Consider the following 18,954-nt stretch of genomic DNA (forward strand, 5'->3'; position numbering starts at 1 on the left):
TGAGTTAACTGTGATGCTCGATTAGGTGAACGGAAGGTGAACAACTATGGTCTAACATCAGAACAACGAAACCGTAGCCAACCGGGAGGTGCCCAAATGTCCAGTCTGCCGCCGATCTCTCTCGACAGTTGCGTGGACGCCACCGACCGCAGCGACGCCATCGACTTCATCAACCGGGTCAACCTGCTGTTCGACGCCTACGAGATCGACTCGATGGTCGGGGCGTTCCTGCCGGACGGCACCACCTTCCACAGCCAGGGTGTCACCCAGGGGCACGTTGAGCTGCGGCGATTCTTCCAGCAGGCGTCGCTGTACAGCGGCCCCGGGATCAGCCGGGTGGCCACCAACCCGATCGTCGACGCCGACGGTGACGGGCTGATCGTGCGCTACCACAACCTGATCGTTCGCTACTCCGACGCGCCCGTCTCCAACGCCGTCACCGGCCGCGAGCCCGGCGCCGAGGACATGCCCGGCATCTGGGTGTACTCCGCGATGACCGACCGGCTGCGCCGCACCGAGCGCGGCTGGCGGATCTTCGAGCGCTACATCGGGTCGACGACGATGAACGACCGGATGACCCCGGTCGCGGCGGGTCCCTGCTACGGCAACCCCTACCCGCGCCCGGCCGCCACCGTGCTGCCTCGGCAGTTGGTGTTCTAAGCCCGCCAAACCGCTCATTGATCGACGCCGCTGCTGACGCCCCGCAGCGGCGTCGAATTTTTGCTGCGTCAGGCCGGTTCCGGCGCGCTGATCGCGGGACTGGCTTCGCCCCGACCGATATGGTGTGATGTAGCCCACGACGCCACGTAGAATGTGACGTAGGTAACAGCGAAGGGGTGCCATGAGCCGGCCGGGTGAGGACACGGTGTTTCAGGTTCAGGCGGTGCGCGCAGTCCGCGGCACGCCGACGCGGTGGCTGCTGCTCACGTCGCTGTGGATGATCGCCGTGGTGGCGATCGTCGCGGTGGTGGCCGCGACCGCAATGGGTCAGCCGACCGCGGCCCTGGTCATCGGGCTGGTGTCGGGGGCGTTCTTCGCCGGCATGATGTGCTGAGCGCGGGGGATCGCCTCATGGCGCCAACTGGCGGCCGCTGAGCTGCGCCACCAGCTCCACCGCGTCGGGCTCGGCATCCAGCAGCGCCACCAGCGCGTCGCGTTCGTCGTCGGCCACCGGTTCGGTGCCACCGAAGCAGACGACGGTGTCGGCGACGGGTATCAGCCGCGCGCAGATCAGCTGCCCGGGCTGCAGCCCGCCGCCGATGACCACCTCGGGCACCTGGTGGCTGGTCCCGCTGCGCACGTCGCGCAGGGTGCTGCCCTGGCCGCGGTGCACCTGCTCGACCTCGAACACCGACCGCGTCGTCGTCGCCCATTGTTCGGCCAGCGCCCGCTCGTCCTCGGGCAGCAGCGATCCGCGCTGCGCCAGGAACTCCGCGAACGCGCCGCCCTCGAACAGCACCGCGTCGAGCACCAGCGGGTCGGCCAGCGCCTCGGCCAGCATGTCGGCGAGCGACTCGGCGTCCGGGCAGCGTTCGAGGCTGACCGCGTGCAGCAGCTCGTCCCAGCCGCCCTGCCCGGCATGCTGAATTGCCTTGGCGTACAACCACCGAGCCCGCGTCGCCAGCGGCAGCTCCTCGTTGCCGAGATGACATTTCTTGTACTTGCGTCCCGAGCCGCACCAACACGGTTCGTTGCGGCCCACATCGCTACGCGGGGTGATCCGGAACTGCTGCAGCAACTCGACCAGCGGGAACTCGTCATCGGCGCCGGCGCGGCGCAGCAGCGCCAACCCGTGTTCGGCGTCGCCGCGATCGGAGGCGAAGCGGGCCAGGTCGAATAATGGCAGCGGCCAGTCGGTGTCCATCGATTCGGCGGCCAGCAGTTCGCGTTCGGCGGCTGCGACGTCGCCGCCGCGCTCCAGCGCCACCGCGCGCAGCCAACGGCACGCCACCCGCGCCGAGCGCGGCACCCGTGACTCCAGCACCTCGGCGAACACCGCCAGCGTGGCCGCCCCGTCGCCGCCGGACCCGACGGTCTCGTCGACCAGCACCTCGGCCACCATCGGGTCGGCGAGCGCGGCCCCCAACTCGCCGATGACGTCGGGCAGCGTGTCGGTCACCGAATCCAGCGCGACCCGCTCGGTCGCGTCCGACGGAACCTCCTCGGTGGCCGCCTCCAGCATCAACCCCATCACCTCGTAGAGCTGGATCAGTGTGTGCACCGCGACCGCCTCGGCATCCTCGAGGCCGTGTCGCTGCGCCAGCCGCGCGCAGCCCTGGTCGAAATCCCAACGGTTGAAATCGAATCCGGATTCCGCCAGCCATGCGCCGCGGTGGGCCAGACCGCTGGCGTCGGCGATGTCGCTCAGCGGCGGCAGCGGCTCGGTGAACAACCCCTTATCCGCGCTGCACACCGTCCACACCGCCGCCTCGAAGAACTCCGGCTCGTCGGGTCCCAGCGCCTCGGCCAGCCGGGCACCGATGTCGGTGTCTTCGATCGGCTTTTCGACCTTTTCCAGGGAGAGTCCCTGCCCGGTCAGCCGCAACCCGATCAAATCGCCCTCGCCGGCGGGCAGACCGGCCAGGGTGCCGGGATCCAGCAGCAGCACCGTCTCGTCCAGCTCGATCGCGATGCCGCGTTCCTCCAGCAGCTCGTCGTCATAGTCGGCGACCGCCAGATAGATCGATGACCCGTCGGTCAGCCGCTCATAGGGTGCGTGCTCGCTCAGGGCGGCGATCGGGCTCAGGTCCGGGGTGACCAGCAGTGCATCCTGGGCTACTTCCACCGCGCCCAGCCGGTGGGTGAAGATGCGCCCGGCCAGCAGATGCGGCAGCCACGCGAATCGTTCGTCGACCAACTCGCCTACCGGACAAGTGAGTTCGAAGCGATCGGCGCGCAGCTCCAGGTCCGGCTCGGCCACCCCGGCGTCGCGGAGCGACTCGGCCAACTCGGGTTTTCCTAGCGGGCCGCGCTCGGTGAGAACGTCCTGCAGAATCCGCGCCGGATCGACTGTGTCCGCCATGACGATCAGCCTAGGGGGTGCGGTGCACCCGCCGGTTTAAGGAGCCGCAGTTGGGGTACATATGCGCCTATGACTACTGGGATTCGTGTCCTACGCGGACTGGCTGTGATCGGGATGTCGGTGGCGCTGGCGGTGACGGGTTGCTCGAAGGTGATCAACGAGGGCGGCGACACCAAGTGCAAGACCTACCTGTCCCAGGACGACAGCAAGCAGACCGACGTGGTCAAGAAAATGCTGAAGGACGAGGGCAAGAGCGAGCCCGCCGAGCTGGAGATCTCGGCTGCGCGCGCGGCCGCGACCACCTACTGCAAGACGCTGGGCAACGAGGACAGCAAGATCAAAGAAGCCCCGCACATCTAAATCAGCCGCGTAGCCGCACCAACCGGGTCGTCGAGCTCTCGTCGAGTTCCACCAGGTCCGAGTAGGACCGCAGAAAATCGCTGAACGACTTGTAGCCCAACGACTTTTCGCTGAACGAGGGATCCATCCGCTTCATCTGCGCCTTGACCGCCGAGTTGTGCAGCCAATCCACATCGTCCTTCTCCAGGCCGATCTGCAGCGCCCGGGTCAACAGCCGGGTCGCGGCGTCCTGCGGGTCTGGATCCGGCGGCTCCTCGGGCTCGGTCTTGGTGCGGGTGCGACGTTTGGGTTTGGATGTGTCGTCGTCGGACGACGCGGCTTCGACGGCCGGCACCCCCGGCAGTGCGTCGTAGCTGACGAAGTCGTCGCAGGCGGCCGCCAGTGCCCGGCTGGTCGAGCCGGCAACCCCGATCCCGACCACATAGCGGCCCAGCCGCTTGCACCGCTGCGCCAATGGGATGTAGTCCGAGTCGCCGGCCACGATCACCACATGGGTCAGATCCGGCAGCCGGAACATGTCCTCGACCGCGTCGACGGCCAGCCGGATGTCGGCGCCGTTCTTGCCGTAGGCCGCCGCCGGGAACAGCTGCACCAGATCCACCGCGCGACCCACCAACTGTGCGCGGTAGCCGGTGTTGACCTGCGCCGACCAGTCCGCGTAGGCGCGGGTCAGGACCAGGGTGCCGAATGACGACGCGAAGTCGATGATGGCCCCGACGTCGACGACGGCCCGTTCCAGCCGGTCGGTGTCCAGGCCCTTGGCCTTGTCGCGCTGAAAGGAGCTGCGCCCGTTCACCTGGTCATAGCGGGAGATGACGATGTTGTCGAAGTCGAGGTAGACCGCCACCCTGGTGTCGCCGGATTCCATGGACCCAGTGTGCGGCATGGCGGCGCCGGGCGGCTGATCAACCCGCCTTGTACCACTGCGGGATCAGCTCCGGATCCGGCAGCGGGTAGTGCCCGAAGAAGCCGCGTGGGTCCCCGCGCAGCACTTGCGCGTTCTCGATCTCGGCACGGTGCCGGATCGCGGCGAGACGAGCCGACTCCGCCGCGCGATGCTGGGCGTACCTGCGCATCAGCCGCTGGGTGGCCAGCACCAGCAGGGTGATCACGATGGCGGCCAGAATGAACCAGCGCAGCCACCACAGCAGCGCGATGATCAGCAGCAGACCGAATCCGGCCCCCGCGTTGTCGTTCGACTGCCTGCGCCCGCTCATGGTTGTCACGGTAGAGGCGGGGTCGGACATCTCTCGCCGAGTGGCCAGTTATGGTACGCAAACCACTCAAAAGCGTGCGACAACTGGCCACTCAGCTGCCCGGCGAGACCGTGGGCAGCCCGATCGCCTCCGCCGCTGATAGCAGCCGCCCGTCGTAGGCGACGAACGCCGTCAACCTGGCGCCGAACACCGCGTGGCCGGTAGCCACATGAATGGCGTCCAACGACCGTAACGTCGGATCAGCATATGCCGCGGCGGCGCCCCGAACCACCTCATCCACCTCGTACCGCGAGACCCGGGACACCATTGCCGGGACATCGGCCAGCAGCGACGGCTCCGCCCGCCGGATAGCGCGAGGCAGTTCAACCTCGATCAGCGTTGAGGACACCCATGGCGTTGGTACCTGAGTGGCAAGCCAATCGGCGAGCGCATCACTTTCCGGTTCACGCCGGATGAGCTTCACCAGAGCTGACGTGTCCAGATACAGCATCAGTATCGTTCGTCATCCCGCATTTCGCGCAGCAGTTCCCCGGCCTCGTGGTCGGTACGAATCGGACCCGATGGACGAGGCACCGGCCCGCTGACGGTCGCCGGATGAAGTCGCCCCGCCTTGATCATCTCGGCTAATGGGCTGTCCTGGGCAGGGACAAGGCGGGCGACCACCGTTCCCCGCTCGGTGATCTCGAGATGCTCGCCACGCTTGACGCGCGCGAGCACACCGGCGGTGTTCTGGTTCAGCTCGCGTACGGCCACTTCTGCCATGCTCATATGGTACTACGAATTTGTAGTACATGGCCGATCTCACGCCTCCCGCAGCCGCAACGCCAAGCCGGATGCCCGCACCACCCGACGCTCCAGCGCGGCACGGATCGCCTCCTCGGAACCGACCACGCGCACCTTGTGTTTGGCGCGGGTCACCGCGGTGTAGAACAGCTCGCGGGTCAGCAACCGCGATTCGACCGGCGGCATCAGCACGGTCACCACGTCGGCCTCGCTGCCCTGGCTCTTATGAATCGTCATCGCGTACATGCTGTCCACCTCGGAGAGCCGGCCGGTGGCGAAATCGACCGGGCCCGAAGGCGTCGCGATCACCGCCCGCAATCCCTCATTGCTGGACGTGACCACTCCGGTGTCGCCGTTGTGCACCCCCAGCCCGTAGTCGTTGGCGGTGACCAGCAGCGGCCGTCCGGCATACCAGTCCGCCCATACCGGATCGCCGGTGTGCTCCGATACCCAGCGCCGCACCTGACGGTTCCAGTGGTTCGCCCCGTGCGGGCCGTCGCGGTGTGCGCACAGCAACCGGTGCTCGTCGAGGTTGCGCAACGCCTCGGCGGCGTCGCCGAGCAGCGCGGCTTGGCGCACCCGCAAGGCGTGCGGCACCGCGATCTGTGCCAACCGGTCAGCCACGGCGGCCGGGCTGTCGACGTCGATCCACTCGCGGTGCTCGTCGCCGGAGCGCAGCAACTCGATCACTCTGCCGCCGTGGCCGGCGCGAATCGCCGCGGCCAGCTCGCCGATCGCCTTCTTGTAGCGGTGCGCGGTCGCCAGCGTCGCCACCCGGGTGCCCGGGCGCGCCGCCAACCCGTCCACCAGGTCGGCCAGCACCGCCCCGGCCTCTACCGACGCCAACTGGTCGGGATCACCCACGAGGATCAGTCGGGCGGTCGGCCGCACAGCCTCCAACAACCGGGCCATCAGCGTCAGCGACACCATCGAGGTCTCGTCGACCACAACCACGTCGTGTGGCAGCCGGTTGCCCCGATTGTGCTTGAACCGCGACGAATTCCCGGGCCGGAAGCCCAGCAGTGAGTGCAGGGTGCTGGCCCGCAGCCCGACCAGCCGGGCTTGATCCACCGCGTCGAGTCCGGCTACTTCGCCAGCGACTGCCTCGGTCAGTCGGGCCGCGGCTTTGCCGGTGGGTGCAGCCAGCGCGATCCGCAGCCTCGGCTGCCTGGCCGCCTCGGCCTGCTCGGCGAGCAGTGCCAGCAGCCGGGCCACCGTGGTGGTCTTGCCGGTGCCCGGTCCGCCGGTGAGCACTGTGACCGCCTGGGTCAGCGCGATCTCGGCGGCGGCGCGCTGTTCCTGATAGCCGGGCGGGAACAGCCGCTCCAACGCGGGCACCTCGGCCGGCCCGGCATGCGATGCGGACAGCGCCAGCAGGTCGGCGCAGACCTGTTCCTCTTCCCGCCAGTACCGGTCCAGATACAGCAGGCGGTCAGCGTAGAGCCGCAAAACCTCCTTGGCGACCAGCGAACTGGCCCGCACCGCGGCCAGCCACGCCGTCGGCTCCGGCCACGGCAGCTCCGGCAGCTCTGTGCCTGCGGCCACCGCGGCCAGCTCCACACAGACCGATCCGGAGCGCAACGCCCGCACTGCCAAAGCGGCCGCCAGCGCGACCGATTCGTCGGATTCGTCACCCAGCGCGCAGATCCGTTGGGCGGTATGCACATCTGCGGCATCGAGCACGCCGGCCTCGTTGAACTCCCGCAGCAGGCCGGTGGCGGCAAGCGCCACTCGGCACGCCAGCGGATCGACGTCGACACTCATGCTTCCGCCACCCCCTGATGCAGCAGGTCCGACAGGGCGACCACCAGTGCCGCCGGCGGCCGCCAGCTGAACACCCCGGCGGGATGGCCGTCGAGAATCGGGGTGTCGGGCCCGCACATGCCGCGCACGAACAGATACAGCACCCCGCCCAAATGCCGATCCGGGTTGTAACCCGGTTGGCGCCAGCGCAGGAACCGGTGCAGCACCGCGGTATACAGCAGTGCCTGCAGCGGGTAATCCGAGTGCAGCATCGCCTCGGCCATCCGGGGGAAGCTGTAGTCGGCGGCGGTCTCCCCGAGGTTGTTGGTCTTGTAGTCCACCACCAGGTAGCGCCGATCGGGCAGGCGCAGCACGACGTCCAGCGAGCCGGAGAGGTAGCCGAGCAGCGACTGGCTGCCGAGCGTGTCGGACATCAGCCGGTCAGCGTACACCGCGAACGGATCCTCGGGGGCTAGATGCTCACGCAGCAGCGCGCCGACATCGGCGACCCGCACCTGCGGCACTGAACCGCGTGCATCGCCGCCGGCCAGCGGAATCTCGAAATCCAGCTCCCGCAACCGATCTGACACCCCGATGTCGCGTAACGTCAACCCTTCGGCCAGCGGGCCGAGCGGGGTGTCGTGCAGCGGCACCAGCGCCGCCGCCAGCACCGCGGCGTCGACACCGATCGGCCACCACGGTTCGTGGGCCCGCACCTGCGCGGCCAGCTCGACGGCCAGATCCGCGACGAACGGGTCGGCGGTCTCCAGCACCCCGTGCACCAGCGACCCGAACGTCTTGCCGCCGGGCAGATCCGCCATCGGCGAACGCAACTCGACGCCGGCGTCCGAGGCCGCCTGTGTGACGGTGATGTCCTCGGATTCGTCGTCGCGGGTGTGGGCCTCCGGTTCACTATGCACGCCACTCGGGGTTCCCTGCTGGGCGTTGCGAATGAGTGCCGAATAGGAGGTGCGCCGCCAACCGGCGTCGATGTGGCGGTGGAAGTGGCGGACCGCGAGCTCGTCGGGCGTCTCACGCGGCACCGCCGGAGTGGGCGGGCCGATCACCGATTCCTCCACTACCGGCCCGCCCATGGCCTGCCAGCGATGAAAAATCACTTCGGCCTCGTCGTCGGAGATCCGCGAATCGCACTGGTGGGGGACTGCGGCCTGGCCGGGACTGCGTCCGCGCAACAGTCGCGACAGCCCGCCGTTGATCTCGTCACCGGCCGGCGCCCACCAGGCGATGACCTGTGACTGGGCCCGGGTCAGTGCGACATAGGTGATCCGGATGTGGTCGAGGGCTTCCTCCAGCCGATGCAGATCTTTGACGCGGGAGTCCGGTCTGCCGCCGATGTACAGGCAGCGGACCTCCGCGCCGTCGGCGCCGGCCTCGTGGTAGAGCAGGTTGCCCCTGTCGCCGATGTGACGGCGAAACATGAACGGCAGGTACACGATCGGGAACTGCAGGCCCTTGGCGGCGAACACCGTCATGATCTGCACCGCACCGGCGTCGCTGTCCAGGCGGCGATTGCGCTCCACCGCGCCGGTGCGGTCCTCGCGCTGACGGCGCAGCCAATCCCGCAGCGCCGGCAGGCCGAGCCGGTCGGTGTGCGCGGTCTCGTGCAGCAGCTGAGCGATGTGGGCCAGGTCGGTCATGTGCCGTTCACCGCCGCGCTGGCACAGCACCCGCCGGCCCATCCCCGCGAGCTGGGCAGCCTCGAACACCGCTGCGATGCCATGTTGCCGGGCGTGATCGGCCCACCCGCGCAGCTTCTGCGCCACCTCGTCGGTGAGGGCGTCGCCGTCGGCAGCAAGATCCGCGGCGGTCTTGCCGAAGAACATCGTGCAGGCCGCCGCACGCACCAGCCCGGTGCGGCCCGGCTGGTCGAACGCCTCCAGGAGGCACAGCCAGTCCTCGGCGGCCCGGGAGGCGAACACGTCGGTGTCGCCGGTGTAGACGACCGGGATGCCCAGCTTAGTCAGCGCGTCACGGCACAACGCCGCATCCTGATGCTGTTCGACGAGGATCGCGATGTCACCGGCGTGCACCGGCCGGTCGCCGTAGCGGGCGCCGGAGTTCAGCAGGGCGCCGACATCGGCGGCCAGGTCGACCGGAATGTGTTCGCGCAGTGGGGTGATCAACAGGTTGTCGAGGCCCTGACGGCCCAGCGTGGGCCGCTTGACGACCCGCAGCCGGAACGGGGCGTTGCGCGGTGCCCCGGTCAGTCGATGCCCGGTGCGGTGGGCCTCGATCGGCGGCACGGTGATCTCGGGGTGACCCAGCTGGGCGTCGCTCAGCACGGTCTGCAGGCTGTCGACGAGGACCTTGTCGCTGCGGTAGTTGGTGGCCAGGGTGCGTTGGTCGCCGGCGGCGCGGACGGCGGCAAGGTAGGTGTAGATGTCGCCGCCGCGGAAGCCGTAGATCGCCTGCTTGGGGTCGCCGATGAGTACCAGCGTGGAATGCCCGCTGAACGCACGGTCGATCACCTGCCATTGCACCGGGTCGGTGTCCTGGAACTCGTCAACCATCACGATCCGCCATCGGTGACGCATCCGGTCCGCGGCTTCGGAGTCGGTGTGCTGCAACGCATCCGCCAGTCGGGTCAAAAGATCGTTGTAGCCGAGGATGCCGAGCCGGCGCTTGCGCCGCGCCAGCTCGTCGAGCACCGCCTCGGCGAATGCCAGCCGGACTCCGGCCTGCGACTGCGGGTCCGGGCTGGCGGGGCGCAGCTGTGCGGCCGGGTCCTCGACGACATCGGTCGCCAGTTCGATCGCGTCCTTGCGGGTCAGCGGCGGAGGGTTCTCGTCGTTGCCGAAATGCGCCAGGTAGTGATCGTCGACGATCTCGGTGACCAAATCGGTGAGACTTTCCACCAGGGTCGCCGATGATGCTGTATCACCGGCCACGCCAAGTGATTTCAGCACCATCGCGCAGAACTGGTGGATGGTCACAATCGTTGCGGCGTCGAAATCGGCCAGCGCCTCCCGCAGCCGGGCGCAGCGCTGCGCCGCGTCGCCGGTGTCGAGGAGATGCGCCTCCAGCTCGTTGGCCGGCTCGCGCCGGCCCTCCAGAACCGCCGCGGCGTCACCGATCTGGTCCCGCACCCGCTCCCGCAGTTCCCGGCTGGCCACCCGGCCGAAGGTGATCAGCAGCAGCTGGTCCACTGTCGCCACGCCGTCGGCCAGATAGCGGGTGACCAGACCGGCAAGCGTGAACGTCTTGCCGGTACCGGCGCTGGCTTCCAACACCACGGTGGACCGCTCGGTGGGCAGCGGCCCCAGCAGGTCGAAGCGATCGCTCACGAGAGCACCTCCGCGCTGAGCAGCGGCGCCCACAGCCGCACCGCCAGCGACCCAAGCCGGGTGCCCTCCCCGGTGACTCCCTCACCTGGACGCGGGCTGTCCAGCAGATTCTCCAGCGGGGCGCCTACGCCCCACACCTTGACGTGGGGTTTATCGGTGCTCTCGCCGAACTTGCCGCCCCAGGCCGCTCGGGCGGCGTCGACCGGGTCCTCGTTCTCGCGGCGGGCCACGGCCCAAGCACACGACGTTGCCAGCGGTAGCGGAAGCGGCTCACGCCGGCCGGCGTCGTAGATCGCCACCAGGTCACCCAGCACCGCGACCGGGTTCTGTGGCGGCACGAAAAGCCGTTGCCGGATGTGGTTGCGGCCCACACCGCGGCCGATGCACAGGGCGCTCCACTGCGTTTCGGGTTGTTGGGCAGCCAATGCCAGCAACGGAATCCAGGACGCAAGCACGTGTTTGGCGGCCAGCCGCGAATAGGTGACCGAGACGATGTGGGTGCCATATACCCCGGACACGGTTCCGGTCAGCCGCCGGCCGCCGCCCAGGTCGACGTCGACGTCGTGGGCCTTCGGGTCCCCGACGCGGTGGCCGAACGCGGTCTGGGCGAGTGCGCGGGACAGGTCGCGGATTTCGCAGGCGGTGCGCATGCCGAGCCGGCCGGGCGGTAGGGTGCCACGCCGCCATTCGGCGTTGGCGGCGTCGTCGGGGTGCATGCCGGCGAGCATGTCGGCGAGCATCCGGTCACCGACCGTCCACTGCTTGAGGCCGGCGATCTCGACGGGCATGGCGTCCTCAACCCCCTCGACCTCCCACGGCAGGGTGTAGTCCAGTGCCTGAAAGTAGCCTTTGACCGGGTCCTTGAAGAATCGCGTCAGGTCATCCAGTTCGGCGTCCGCGGCCGGGGGCGGTGGCAGCAGCGCGGCAAACGTGTCGGTGGGTTCGGTGCGTTTCCCGGCGGCGGCTTCGGCGGCGGTCAGGGCCGTCGGGTCGAAGGTGAACGGCTGCCTCGGAACACCCAGCTCGCCCGGCTGGACGTTGCGGATATCGAAGGGCTGCAACGGATGCCGCACGACAACGTGGTCACGCACCGGCTCAGGCGTGGTGGCGTCCAGCGCGTCGAGCAGTTCGGCGAGTGGCACCGCCGGCGGGCGTACCTTGCCGGTGCCCTCGTCGGCGCCGGTGTAGGTGATGACCAGGGTCTCGGCGGCCGCGCACACCGCATCCAGCAGCAGCTGGCGGTCCTGCGCTCGGACGTCGCGTTCCCCGATCAGCGGGCGGCGGCTCAGCACGTCGTCGCCGTCGAGGTGATCGACCCGCGGAAACACCCCGTCGTCGAGGCCGACGAGGCACACCACCCGGTGCGGCACCGAGCGCATCGGCACCATGGTGCACACCGTCAGGCCGCCGGTGCGGAAGTTCGTCCGGGTGGGCCGGCCGGCCAGCTGCTCGGACAGCAGGGCGCGTATATCGGACAGCTGTAGCGTGGCCGCGGAGTGCGAACGAGCCTGGGCCACCACGTCGCAGAGCTCCCGCTGCAGCTGGCCGGCCTGCCAACCGTCGTCGAGCGACACCCGGGTCAGGGCGGTCACGCCGTCGAGCAGGGCCGCGATCCACTCACTGAGGGGCCGCGCCCGGGTGAGCGCATCGGCGGCGGTCTGCAGCCGCGCGACGAACTCGGCCAGTCGCCCGGCCAGCTCCACCCGGTTGCTGCCGACGTCATCGAGCGGCAGCGCGGTGCCCAGCCACGCCCGGGAATCCTCCGACATCGCCACCCCGGTCAGGATTCGGTCCAGGCCGAACCGCCAGGTGTTGTGCACGATGTGGGCCAGCCCGTACGGCTCCCGATGAGCCGCGTCGAAACTCCACCGCACGTTGGCTTCTTGCACCCAGGCGGTGATGTCCTCCAAGTCGTCGTCGGTGAACGCGAAGCGCGCCCGCACCGGCGCGGCCTGCGCCAGGTTAAGCACCGCGCTGGCCGTGGCGCGCCCGTCGGCGATGCCCAGCAGTTGCTCGGCCACCGCCAGCAGCGGGTTGGTCTGGGTGAGCGCCCGGTCGGCCAACTGCACCCGCAGCAGGTGCGCCGGATGCTTCTCGCCGACCAGCCCACCGAGACCGAAGCCGGCGACGATCAGCGGTGCGTAACTTTCGATGTCCGGGCACATCACCACAATGTCGCGCGGCTCTAGCGTGGGATCGTCTTCGAGCAGGCCGAGCAGCACCTCGCGCAACACGTCAATCTGACGGGCCGGGCCGTGGCAGGCATGCACCTGAACCGAACGATCCGCGGGTGTGGCCGAGCGCCCGTCCGGGCGTACCGCGTTGGCGGCGATGTCGGCCTGCAGCCAGCCCAGCAGTGTTTCCGATCGTGTTGTGGCACCGTGGTATTGGTCGATGTATGGAGTCGCGGGCAGGGCGCGTTGCAGCTCACGCAGGTCGCGGCCCAGGGTCTGCAGCAGCGGATGCCTGGCGCTGAGCCGGCTATCGTCGTCGGCGCGGGGTACTAAGCCGTGCACGTCCCGCAGCGCCTGCCAGAGCACATCGGAGGGGCACGGGAGCCACAGATGCAGCTCGTGGTGGGTGGCCAATGCATCGAGCAACTCGATGTCGGTGCACGACAGGCGGGTGTGCCCGAACAGCGACAGCCGGCCGGGCAGATTCGCCGTCGGAGCGGCCCGCAGGCGCACGACGGCCTGGCGGTGCCGGACGTGCGGTGGATCGATTCCGACGGCGTCTACGAGCGCCCGCCACAGCGGCGGCTGCCAGGCCAGGTCGGAGTCCAGGTTCCCGCCCGCGCCGTCGCCGCAACCGCCCTCGAGCCAGCCGGCCAGCATGTCGGGCCGCTGTCGCGCGTAGGAGGCGAACAACCCGGCCAGCCGCCGGGCCACCGCGTAGCGCCGGCCGCGCCGTACTTGGGCGTCATCGCCGGTGTGAAAATGGCCCAGATGTGTTGCCAGCGCGCGGCACCACTTTTCGTCGAGGTTGGCGTCGATCACGTCGAGCAGCGGCCAGGCCAGTGCGTCGGGCGACCACGGATCGTCGTCGCCGGTGCCGATGATCTCGGCGATCAGCGAACCCGGGCTGCGAAATGACACCGCCGCACACACCCCGTCGCCGTCGGACGCGCCCAACACGTGCGAGAGCCGCTGGGACAGCCAGCGCTCCACCCCGCGGGCGGGCACCAGCACCAACTCCTGCGCGAACGGGTCGCCCGGCGGCGTCGCCAACAACGCACCGAGCCCGTCGACGAGCAGATCGGTGCGTTCGGCGCGGTGAACGTGAAGCGGCATCGAGGCCACCCTAGACCGGGGCACCGACACCCCAGCGTTGATTCTGCGTCCACGGCGCGACCCACTCGCAGTTTCACGCCCTACGCGCAGAGTCAACGCAAAAAGAAGGGGGGTGAACCGTCGGCCGGGCGCCATCGTGTTGCCTGTCATGAGGATCTACACGCTGATCATGGCGGCGCTGGCATTGCTTATCGGGCTGACCAGCCCACCCGCGACCGCCGCCGATGACCGTCTCCAGTTCACTGCGACCACCCTGGCCGGGACGCCGTTCAGCGGCGCCAGCCTGCAGGGCAAGCCCGCGGTGCTGTGGTTCTGGACGCCGTGGTGCCCGTTCTGCAACCAGGAGGCGCCCTCGGTCAGCCAGGTCGCGGCGGCCAACCCGCGGGTGACCTTCATCGGTGTGGCCGCGCACTCCGACGTCGCCGCGATGCAGAACTTCGTGTCGAAATACCACCTGAACTTCACCAACCTCAACGATGCCGACGGCTCGATCTGGGCCAGCTTCGGGGTGCCGTGGCAGCCGGCCTACGTGTTCGAACGCTCGGACGGCTCTTCGGCATTCGTCAACAACCCGACGTCGGCGATGCCCCAGCAGGAGTTGTCCGACCGGGTCGCGGCACTGTCCTGACCGTGGAGCAGCACCTGCTGGCCGTCGCCTTCGCCGCCGGCCTGGTCGCGGCGCTCAACCCCTGCGGATTCGCTTTGCTGCCAGCCTATCTGGCGCTGGTGGTGCGGGACGGACAGCGCAACGCCGGGAGCGCGGTGGCCCGCGCGCTGCTGGCCACGATGGCGATGACCGCGGGATTCCTGTCGGTGTTCGGCAGTTTCGGGCTGCTCACGGTCGCGGTAGCGGCCACCGTGCAGCGCTTCCTGCCGTATCTGACCATGGCGATCGGCTTGACGCTGGTCGCCCTCGGCGGCTGGCTACTGCTGGGGCGACGGCTGGCGGCGTTGACACCGCCCGGCTTCGGCGATGCGCGCTGGGCACCGACCGCCCGGATAAGCTCGATGTTCGGCTACGGGGCGGGGTACGCGATCGCGTCGCTGGGCTGCACGATCGGGCCGTTCCTGGCGGTCACCGGGGCGACCTTTCGCGGCGGCCCGATCCTCGACGACGTGCTGCTCTACCTGGCGTATGCGGGCGGCTTCGGGCTGCTGGTCGGGGTGCTGGCCGTCGCCGTCGCGCTGGCCCGATCGGCGCTGATCGACCGGATACGCCGAATCTTGCCGCACCTCAACCGGATCAGCGGTGTGCTGCTGGTGCTCGTCGGCCTCTACGTCGGCTACTACGGTCTCTACGAGGTGCGGCTGTTTCACCTCAACGGCAGCCCGACCGACCCGGTGGTGGCCGCGGCCGGGCACCTGCAGGGTGTGCTGGCCGGCTGGGTGCATCGGCACGGGGCGTGGCCGTGGCTGGCGACGCTGACGGTGATCACAGTGATCACCGCGGTCGCCGGGGTGCGACGCCTGCGCCGGAGCCGCCTCGACACGTAGCGTTGATACTGCGCGCACCAGGTACACGCAGAATCAACGGGAGAACGATGGCCACACATCACGGTGACTACGGGATAGACGGCTCATTTCATCGGATTTCGGCGCGGACGCAGGCGCTTGCCATCGCCGCGCAGAGCGCGGCGCTGCTGGGCTGGGCCGGCATCAGCGCCGCCCGCGGTAAACGCCTGCAGGCTGCGCTGACCGGGGCCACCGGCGTCGGGATCGTCGCGCAGACGGCGCTGTACCTGTACGCCACCCGGGCCGGCAAGTTCGTGGTCTGGGAACGGGTGCTCGACCAGCTCAAACTGCAGGGCGACGAAACCGTGCTGGACATGGGCTGCGGTCGCGGCGCCGTGCTGTGTGCGGCCGCCAAACGGCTGCCGCACGGCCGGGTCATCGGCGTCGATGTGTGGCAGGCCGATCAGACCGGAAACTCCGCGGACACCACGCTGGCCAACGCCGAGGCAGAAGGCGTCGCCGACCGCATCGAGCTGCACACCGCCGACATGACCGCGCTGCCGCTGGCCGACAACAGCGTCGACGTGATCGTGTCCAGCCTGGCCATCCACAACATCCCTACCCGCGCCGGGCGCCGGCAAGCGCTGATGGAGGCGGTGCGGGTGCTGCGTCCCGGCGGCCGGCTGGCGATCGCCGACCTGTGGGAGACCCGACAGCATGCCGCCGGCCTCCAGGAGCTCGGCTGGCGCAACGTCACGCGCCGCAATCTGGGCTGGCGGATGTGGTACGGCGGACCGTGGACCTCTACCCGTCTGGTCACCGGAACGAAGCCGGGCTAGCGTCACTAGCCATGGCACGCGGAACGCTGGAACACACCGCCGATATCGCGGCACCGCCGGACGCCGTCGCGGCGTTCCTGGGCGACCTGGTCAACTACGAAGCCATCCACCCGATGCTAGTGGATGTCCGCCAGATTCCCGGCGGCACCGACGGGGCCACCAGATACCTTGCCCCGCACCGCATGCGGCTGTACGGGATCCCGATCCGGTTCACCTGCCGGGTGGATCTGCGCGCCGACGGCAACGGCGACATCCGGACCCACACCCTGCAGCGGCCCGGCATCAAGATGTGGTCCACCATGACGGTGCGCCCGCACGGTGACGGCACCCGCATCCACGAACAGGTCGATATCAGCGCGCCGCGGCTGCTGATGACCACCGTGCTGCGCGACGGCGGGCGCTCCCACGCCGAGATGTGGGACAACCTGCGCCGCCACTTCGAGGGCTGAGCCACCCGGGCATGCTAGAGGCATGTCCACCCGAAACGAGATCACCGAACAGATCGTGCTGGCCCGGCTCGCCAAAGGGCTGAGCTGGCAGCAGCTTGCCGACGCCATCAACCGCCCGGTGGTGTGGACCACGTCGGCGCTGCTGGGCCAACACCCCATCCCGGCCGAGCAGGGCAGCATCCTCGCCGCGATGCTCGGCCTCGACGACGCCGTGGTGGCGGTGCTGGCCGCGCCGCCGATGCGCGGCGGGCTGCCGACGGCGGTGCCGACCGACCCCACCATCTACCGCTTCTATGAGGCCCTGCAGGTCTACGGCGGCGCCCTCAAGGAACTGATCCACGAGAAATGCGGCGACGGCATCATGAGCGCCATCAATTTCAGCGTCGACCTGCAGATCAGGCCGCACCCGTCCGGTGACCGGGTGGTGGTCACCTTCGACGGCAAATTCCTGCCCTACGACTGGGTCAGCTGGACCAGCGCCGACGGATAACGATCCGCGACAAACCCTGGACAGGCGGATCGGGTGGCGGGTTAGGCTCGACCGATGACGTTTGGGGGCCCGCAACCGGATTCCGGCTGGTGGACGCCCATGCCCTATCCGGCGCCGACCCGGGCGCGCTGGCCGCTGTTCGTGCTGCCCGCCCTGTTCGCCGGCGTGCTGCTGATCGCCGGGGCGGTCGTCGCCGTCGTCAGCCACCAGCACGGCAAGACCTATCGGGCCGGCGACTGCGTCGTCGTCGCCTCCTCCACCGACGGCGAGCTGCACGCCAGCCGGGCGGCCTGCGACACCGACCCCAGCTTCACCGTCGCCAAGCTGACCGACCGCGCCGACGACTGCGCACCCGACGACTACGACCGGTTCACCCCGCCGTCCGCCGACACCGGCACCGGGCGGCTGTGTCTGGTCCCCAATCTCGTTGCCGGCCACTGCTACCGGCTCGGCGTCGCGGTCGGGATCTGGAACCTGGTGGACTGCCGCGGCGCCGGCACCGCCACCATCAAGGTGACCGAGCGCCTCGACACCGCCGACGCGCAAGCCTGCGGGACCGCCGGCCAGCTGCCACCGCGCAGCTACCCCGCGCCGCCGCGCACCTACTGCCTGGGGATGGCCGCCTGAGCGCCGCCAAGGCCCCCAAGAAGCGCGTCGACCTGGTGCTGTCGGGCGGCGGGGTCAAGTTCATCGGCCTGGTGGGTGCGATCGTCGCGCTGATGGACGCCGGCTACTCCATCCAGCGGGTGTCCGGGGTGTCGGGCGGCTCGGTGGTCGGCGCGATCATCGCCGCCGCCGCACAAGGCGACCAGCTCACCGGCGCCGAGGTCCGAGAACTCGCGATGTCGGTGCCGCTGGACAAATGGCGCGACGCCGCGCCGATCCCGTACGTCGGGCCGGTGTGGGGATTCGTGCGTGACAACGGCTTCTACCGTGGCGACGTCGCCTACGAATGGATCCGCAGCGAGCTGAAGAACCTGGGGGTCAGCACCTTTGGTGACCTGATTTACGACGACACCAACCTGCTGCCCGAGCGGCGCTACCGGGCGGTGGTCAGCGTCACCGATCTGACCATCACCCAGCTGGCCCGGTTGCCCTGGGACTTTGAACGGCTCTACGGCCTGGATCCCGACGAGCAGTCGGTCGCCGATGCGGTGCGCGCATCGATGGCGGTGCCGTTCTTCTTCCGCCCGGTCACCTTGACCAGCGCGACGGGTCTGCAATCCACCCTGGTCGACGGCGGTGTGCTGTCGAACTTTCCGATCGACTCGTTCGACCGGCCCGACGGGCAGCTGCCGCACTGGCCGACGTTCGGGGTGACGGTGGTGCCGCAACTGCACGAGGGGCTCGGCGAGATGGTGCCGGCGCTCAAGGCGCTGCAGCTGTTCGGGCAGTCGTCGCTGCTGGCCGGGTTGTTGACGACGATGCTGGTCGGGCACGACCACACCTACCTGAGTCAGCCGTGGGTCAGCGTCCGGGCGATCAAGGTGGACTCCACCGGGGTCGGGGTGCTGGATTTCGACGTGTCCCGGGCGCAGCTCGAGGAGCTCTACGAGAACGGCTACGCCGCCACCCAGCGGTTCCTGGAAACCTGGGACTGGCCCGGCTACGTCGACCAGTACCGACGATCGCATTGGGTGCCCACCGACCGGGACGCCTAGATTCCCATCCGTCACTTTGGTTGCGGGATTGTGGGGGTGTGTCGATCTGCCCGGGTCTGAGCGACAATCCGGTGTTTTCCCAGGCGGACGGTCGGCGGTGCGTTCCCGTGCGCCGCTGTCGCCCCAGGGGTCGCGTGCGCCACGGATTGTCGCTGGTGGGTGCGTGCCCGGCTACCAGCGACAACTTCCGCCCGACGTCGCATTGTCGCTCCGAGGCGGGCACCGGCTCACCAGCGACAATCTGGGGTGGCTGCGACAGGAGATGCGCGGGTGACGGCGTGGTGCCGGTGGCGCGGTGGCCCACCTGGGCTTTTGCGCGGGTTGTCGCTCAGACCCGGGCACG

At 69.2% G+C, this 18,954-nt stretch carries 18 protein-coding genes; 10 read left to right on the forward strand and 8 right to left on the reverse strand.

Features of this window, described 5'->3' with window-relative positions:
- Positions 1-96 precede the first annotated feature (96 nt).
- Together AC5Y36_RS07140 and AC5Y36_RS07145 are read left to right on the forward strand one after the other, a co-directional pair.
- Complete coding sequence (locus AC5Y36_RS07140) at positions 97-660, forward strand: nuclear transport factor 2 family protein (RefSeq protein WP_500040168.1); 564 nt, start codon at positions 97-99, stop codon at positions 658-660.
- A 181-nt stretch (positions 661-841) separates the two neighbouring features.
- The gene (locus AC5Y36_RS07145) at positions 842-1,054 is read left to right on the forward strand and encodes a hypothetical protein (RefSeq protein WP_500040169.1); all 213 of its coding nucleotides are present in this window, start codon (positions 842-844) and stop codon (positions 1,052-1,054) included.
- A 15-nt stretch (positions 1,055-1,069) separates the two neighbouring features.
- Here the strand turns inward: AC5Y36_RS07145 and AC5Y36_RS07150 are convergent, their stop codons facing one another.
- Positions 1,070-3,022 (reverse strand): YecA family protein, encoded by a 1,953-nt coding sequence (locus AC5Y36_RS07150; protein ID WP_500040170.1) that lies wholly within the window; start codon positions 3,020-3,022, stop codon positions 1,070-1,072.
- A gap of 69 nt (positions 3,023-3,091) precedes the next feature.
- Between AC5Y36_RS07150 and AC5Y36_RS07155 the strand changes: the two genes are divergently transcribed.
- On the forward strand, positions 3,092-3,382 hold the full coding sequence (locus tag AC5Y36_RS07155; RefSeq protein WP_500040171.1) for a hypothetical protein: 291 nt from the start codon (positions 3,092-3,094) through the stop codon (positions 3,380-3,382).
- Between the two features lies 1 nt (position 3,383).
- Here the strand turns inward: AC5Y36_RS07155 and AC5Y36_RS07160 are convergent, their stop codons facing one another.
- The 7 genes from AC5Y36_RS07160 to recC all read right to left on the reverse strand — a co-directional run bounded on the left by AC5Y36_RS07160 (position 3,384) and on the right by recC (position 13,720).
- Complete coding sequence (locus AC5Y36_RS07160) at positions 3,384-4,250, reverse strand: NYN domain-containing protein (protein ID WP_500040172.1); 867 nt, start codon at positions 4,248-4,250, stop codon at positions 3,384-3,386.
- A 37-nt stretch (positions 4,251-4,287) separates the two neighbouring features.
- On the reverse strand, positions 4,288-4,599 hold the full coding sequence (locus AC5Y36_RS07165) for a hypothetical protein (protein ID WP_500040173.1): 312 nt from the start codon (positions 4,597-4,599) through the stop codon (positions 4,288-4,290).
- 91 nt (positions 4,600-4,690) lie between these two features.
- Complete coding sequence (locus AC5Y36_RS07170; RefSeq protein ID WP_500040174.1) at positions 4,691-5,089, reverse strand: type II toxin-antitoxin system VapC family toxin; 399 nt, start codon at positions 5,087-5,089, stop codon at positions 4,691-4,693.
- On the reverse strand, positions 5,089-5,361 hold the full coding sequence (locus AC5Y36_RS07175; RefSeq protein ID WP_500040175.1) for a type II toxin-antitoxin system Phd/YefM family antitoxin: 273 nt from the start codon (positions 5,359-5,361) through the stop codon (positions 5,089-5,091). Before AC5Y36_RS07175 ends, AC5Y36_RS07170 begins: the two co-directional genes overlap by 1 nt.
- A gap of 39 nt (positions 5,362-5,400) precedes the next feature.
- Positions 5,401-7,146 (reverse strand): exodeoxyribonuclease V subunit alpha, encoded by a 1,746-nt coding sequence (gene recD / locus AC5Y36_RS07180; protein WP_500040176.1) that lies wholly within the window; start codon positions 7,144-7,146, stop codon positions 5,401-5,403.
- On the reverse strand, positions 7,143-10,430 hold the full coding sequence (gene recB, locus AC5Y36_RS07185) for an exodeoxyribonuclease V subunit beta (protein WP_500040177.1): 3,288 nt from the start codon (positions 10,428-10,430) through the stop codon (positions 7,143-7,145). The genes recD and recB overlap by 4 nt, the downstream gene beginning before the upstream one ends.
- Positions 10,427-13,720 (reverse strand): exodeoxyribonuclease V subunit gamma, encoded by a 3,294-nt coding sequence (gene recC / locus AC5Y36_RS07190; protein ID WP_500040178.1) that lies wholly within the window; start codon positions 13,718-13,720, stop codon positions 10,427-10,429. The genes recB and recC overlap by 4 nt, the downstream gene beginning before the upstream one ends.
- A gap of 148 nt (positions 13,721-13,868) precedes the next feature.
- Between recC and AC5Y36_RS07195 the strand changes: the two genes are divergently transcribed.
- From AC5Y36_RS07195 to AC5Y36_RS07225, 7 genes are read left to right on the forward strand one after another with little or no spacing between them, the layout of a single operon-like run.
- Positions 13,869-14,348: a protein disulfide oxidoreductase gene (locus AC5Y36_RS07195; protein ID WP_500040179.1), complete on the forward strand. Its 480-nt coding sequence runs from the start codon at positions 13,869-13,871 to the stop codon at positions 14,346-14,348.
- Between the two features lie 2 nt (positions 14,349-14,350).
- The gene (locus AC5Y36_RS07200; protein ID WP_500040180.1) at positions 14,351-15,214 is read left to right on the forward strand and encodes a cytochrome c biogenesis CcdA family protein; all 864 of its coding nucleotides are present in this window, start codon (positions 14,351-14,353) and stop codon (positions 15,212-15,214) included.
- 47 nt (positions 15,215-15,261) lie between these two features.
- Positions 15,262-16,011, forward strand: coding sequence for a class I SAM-dependent methyltransferase (locus AC5Y36_RS07205; protein ID WP_500040181.1), 750 nt, complete (start codon positions 15,262-15,264; stop codon positions 16,009-16,011).
- An 11-nt stretch (positions 16,012-16,022) separates the two neighbouring features.
- Positions 16,023-16,460 carry an SRPBCC family protein gene (locus AC5Y36_RS07210; protein WP_500040182.1) on the forward strand — a complete coding sequence of 146 codons (438 nt, stop codon included), beginning with the start codon at positions 16,023-16,025 and terminating at the stop codon, positions 16,458-16,460.
- A gap of 22 nt (positions 16,461-16,482) precedes the next feature.
- Positions 16,483-16,950 carry a cyanase gene (cynS, locus tag AC5Y36_RS07215; protein ID WP_500040183.1) on the forward strand — a complete coding sequence of 156 codons (468 nt, stop codon included), beginning with the start codon at positions 16,483-16,485 and terminating at the stop codon, positions 16,948-16,950.
- Positions 16,951-17,004: 54 nt separating this feature from the next.
- Positions 17,005-17,577 (forward strand): hypothetical protein, encoded by a 573-nt coding sequence (locus AC5Y36_RS07220; protein WP_500040184.1) that lies wholly within the window; start codon positions 17,005-17,007, stop codon positions 17,575-17,577.
- On the forward strand, positions 17,574-18,611 hold the full coding sequence (locus AC5Y36_RS07225) for a patatin-like phospholipase family protein (RefSeq protein ID WP_500040234.1): 1,038 nt from the start codon (positions 17,574-17,576) through the stop codon (positions 18,609-18,611). Before AC5Y36_RS07220 ends, AC5Y36_RS07225 begins: the two co-directional genes overlap by 4 nt.
- Positions 18,612-18,954 lie beyond the last annotated feature (343 nt).

The sequence above is a fragment of the Mycobacterium sp. NGS50 genome (assembly GCF_059812545.1).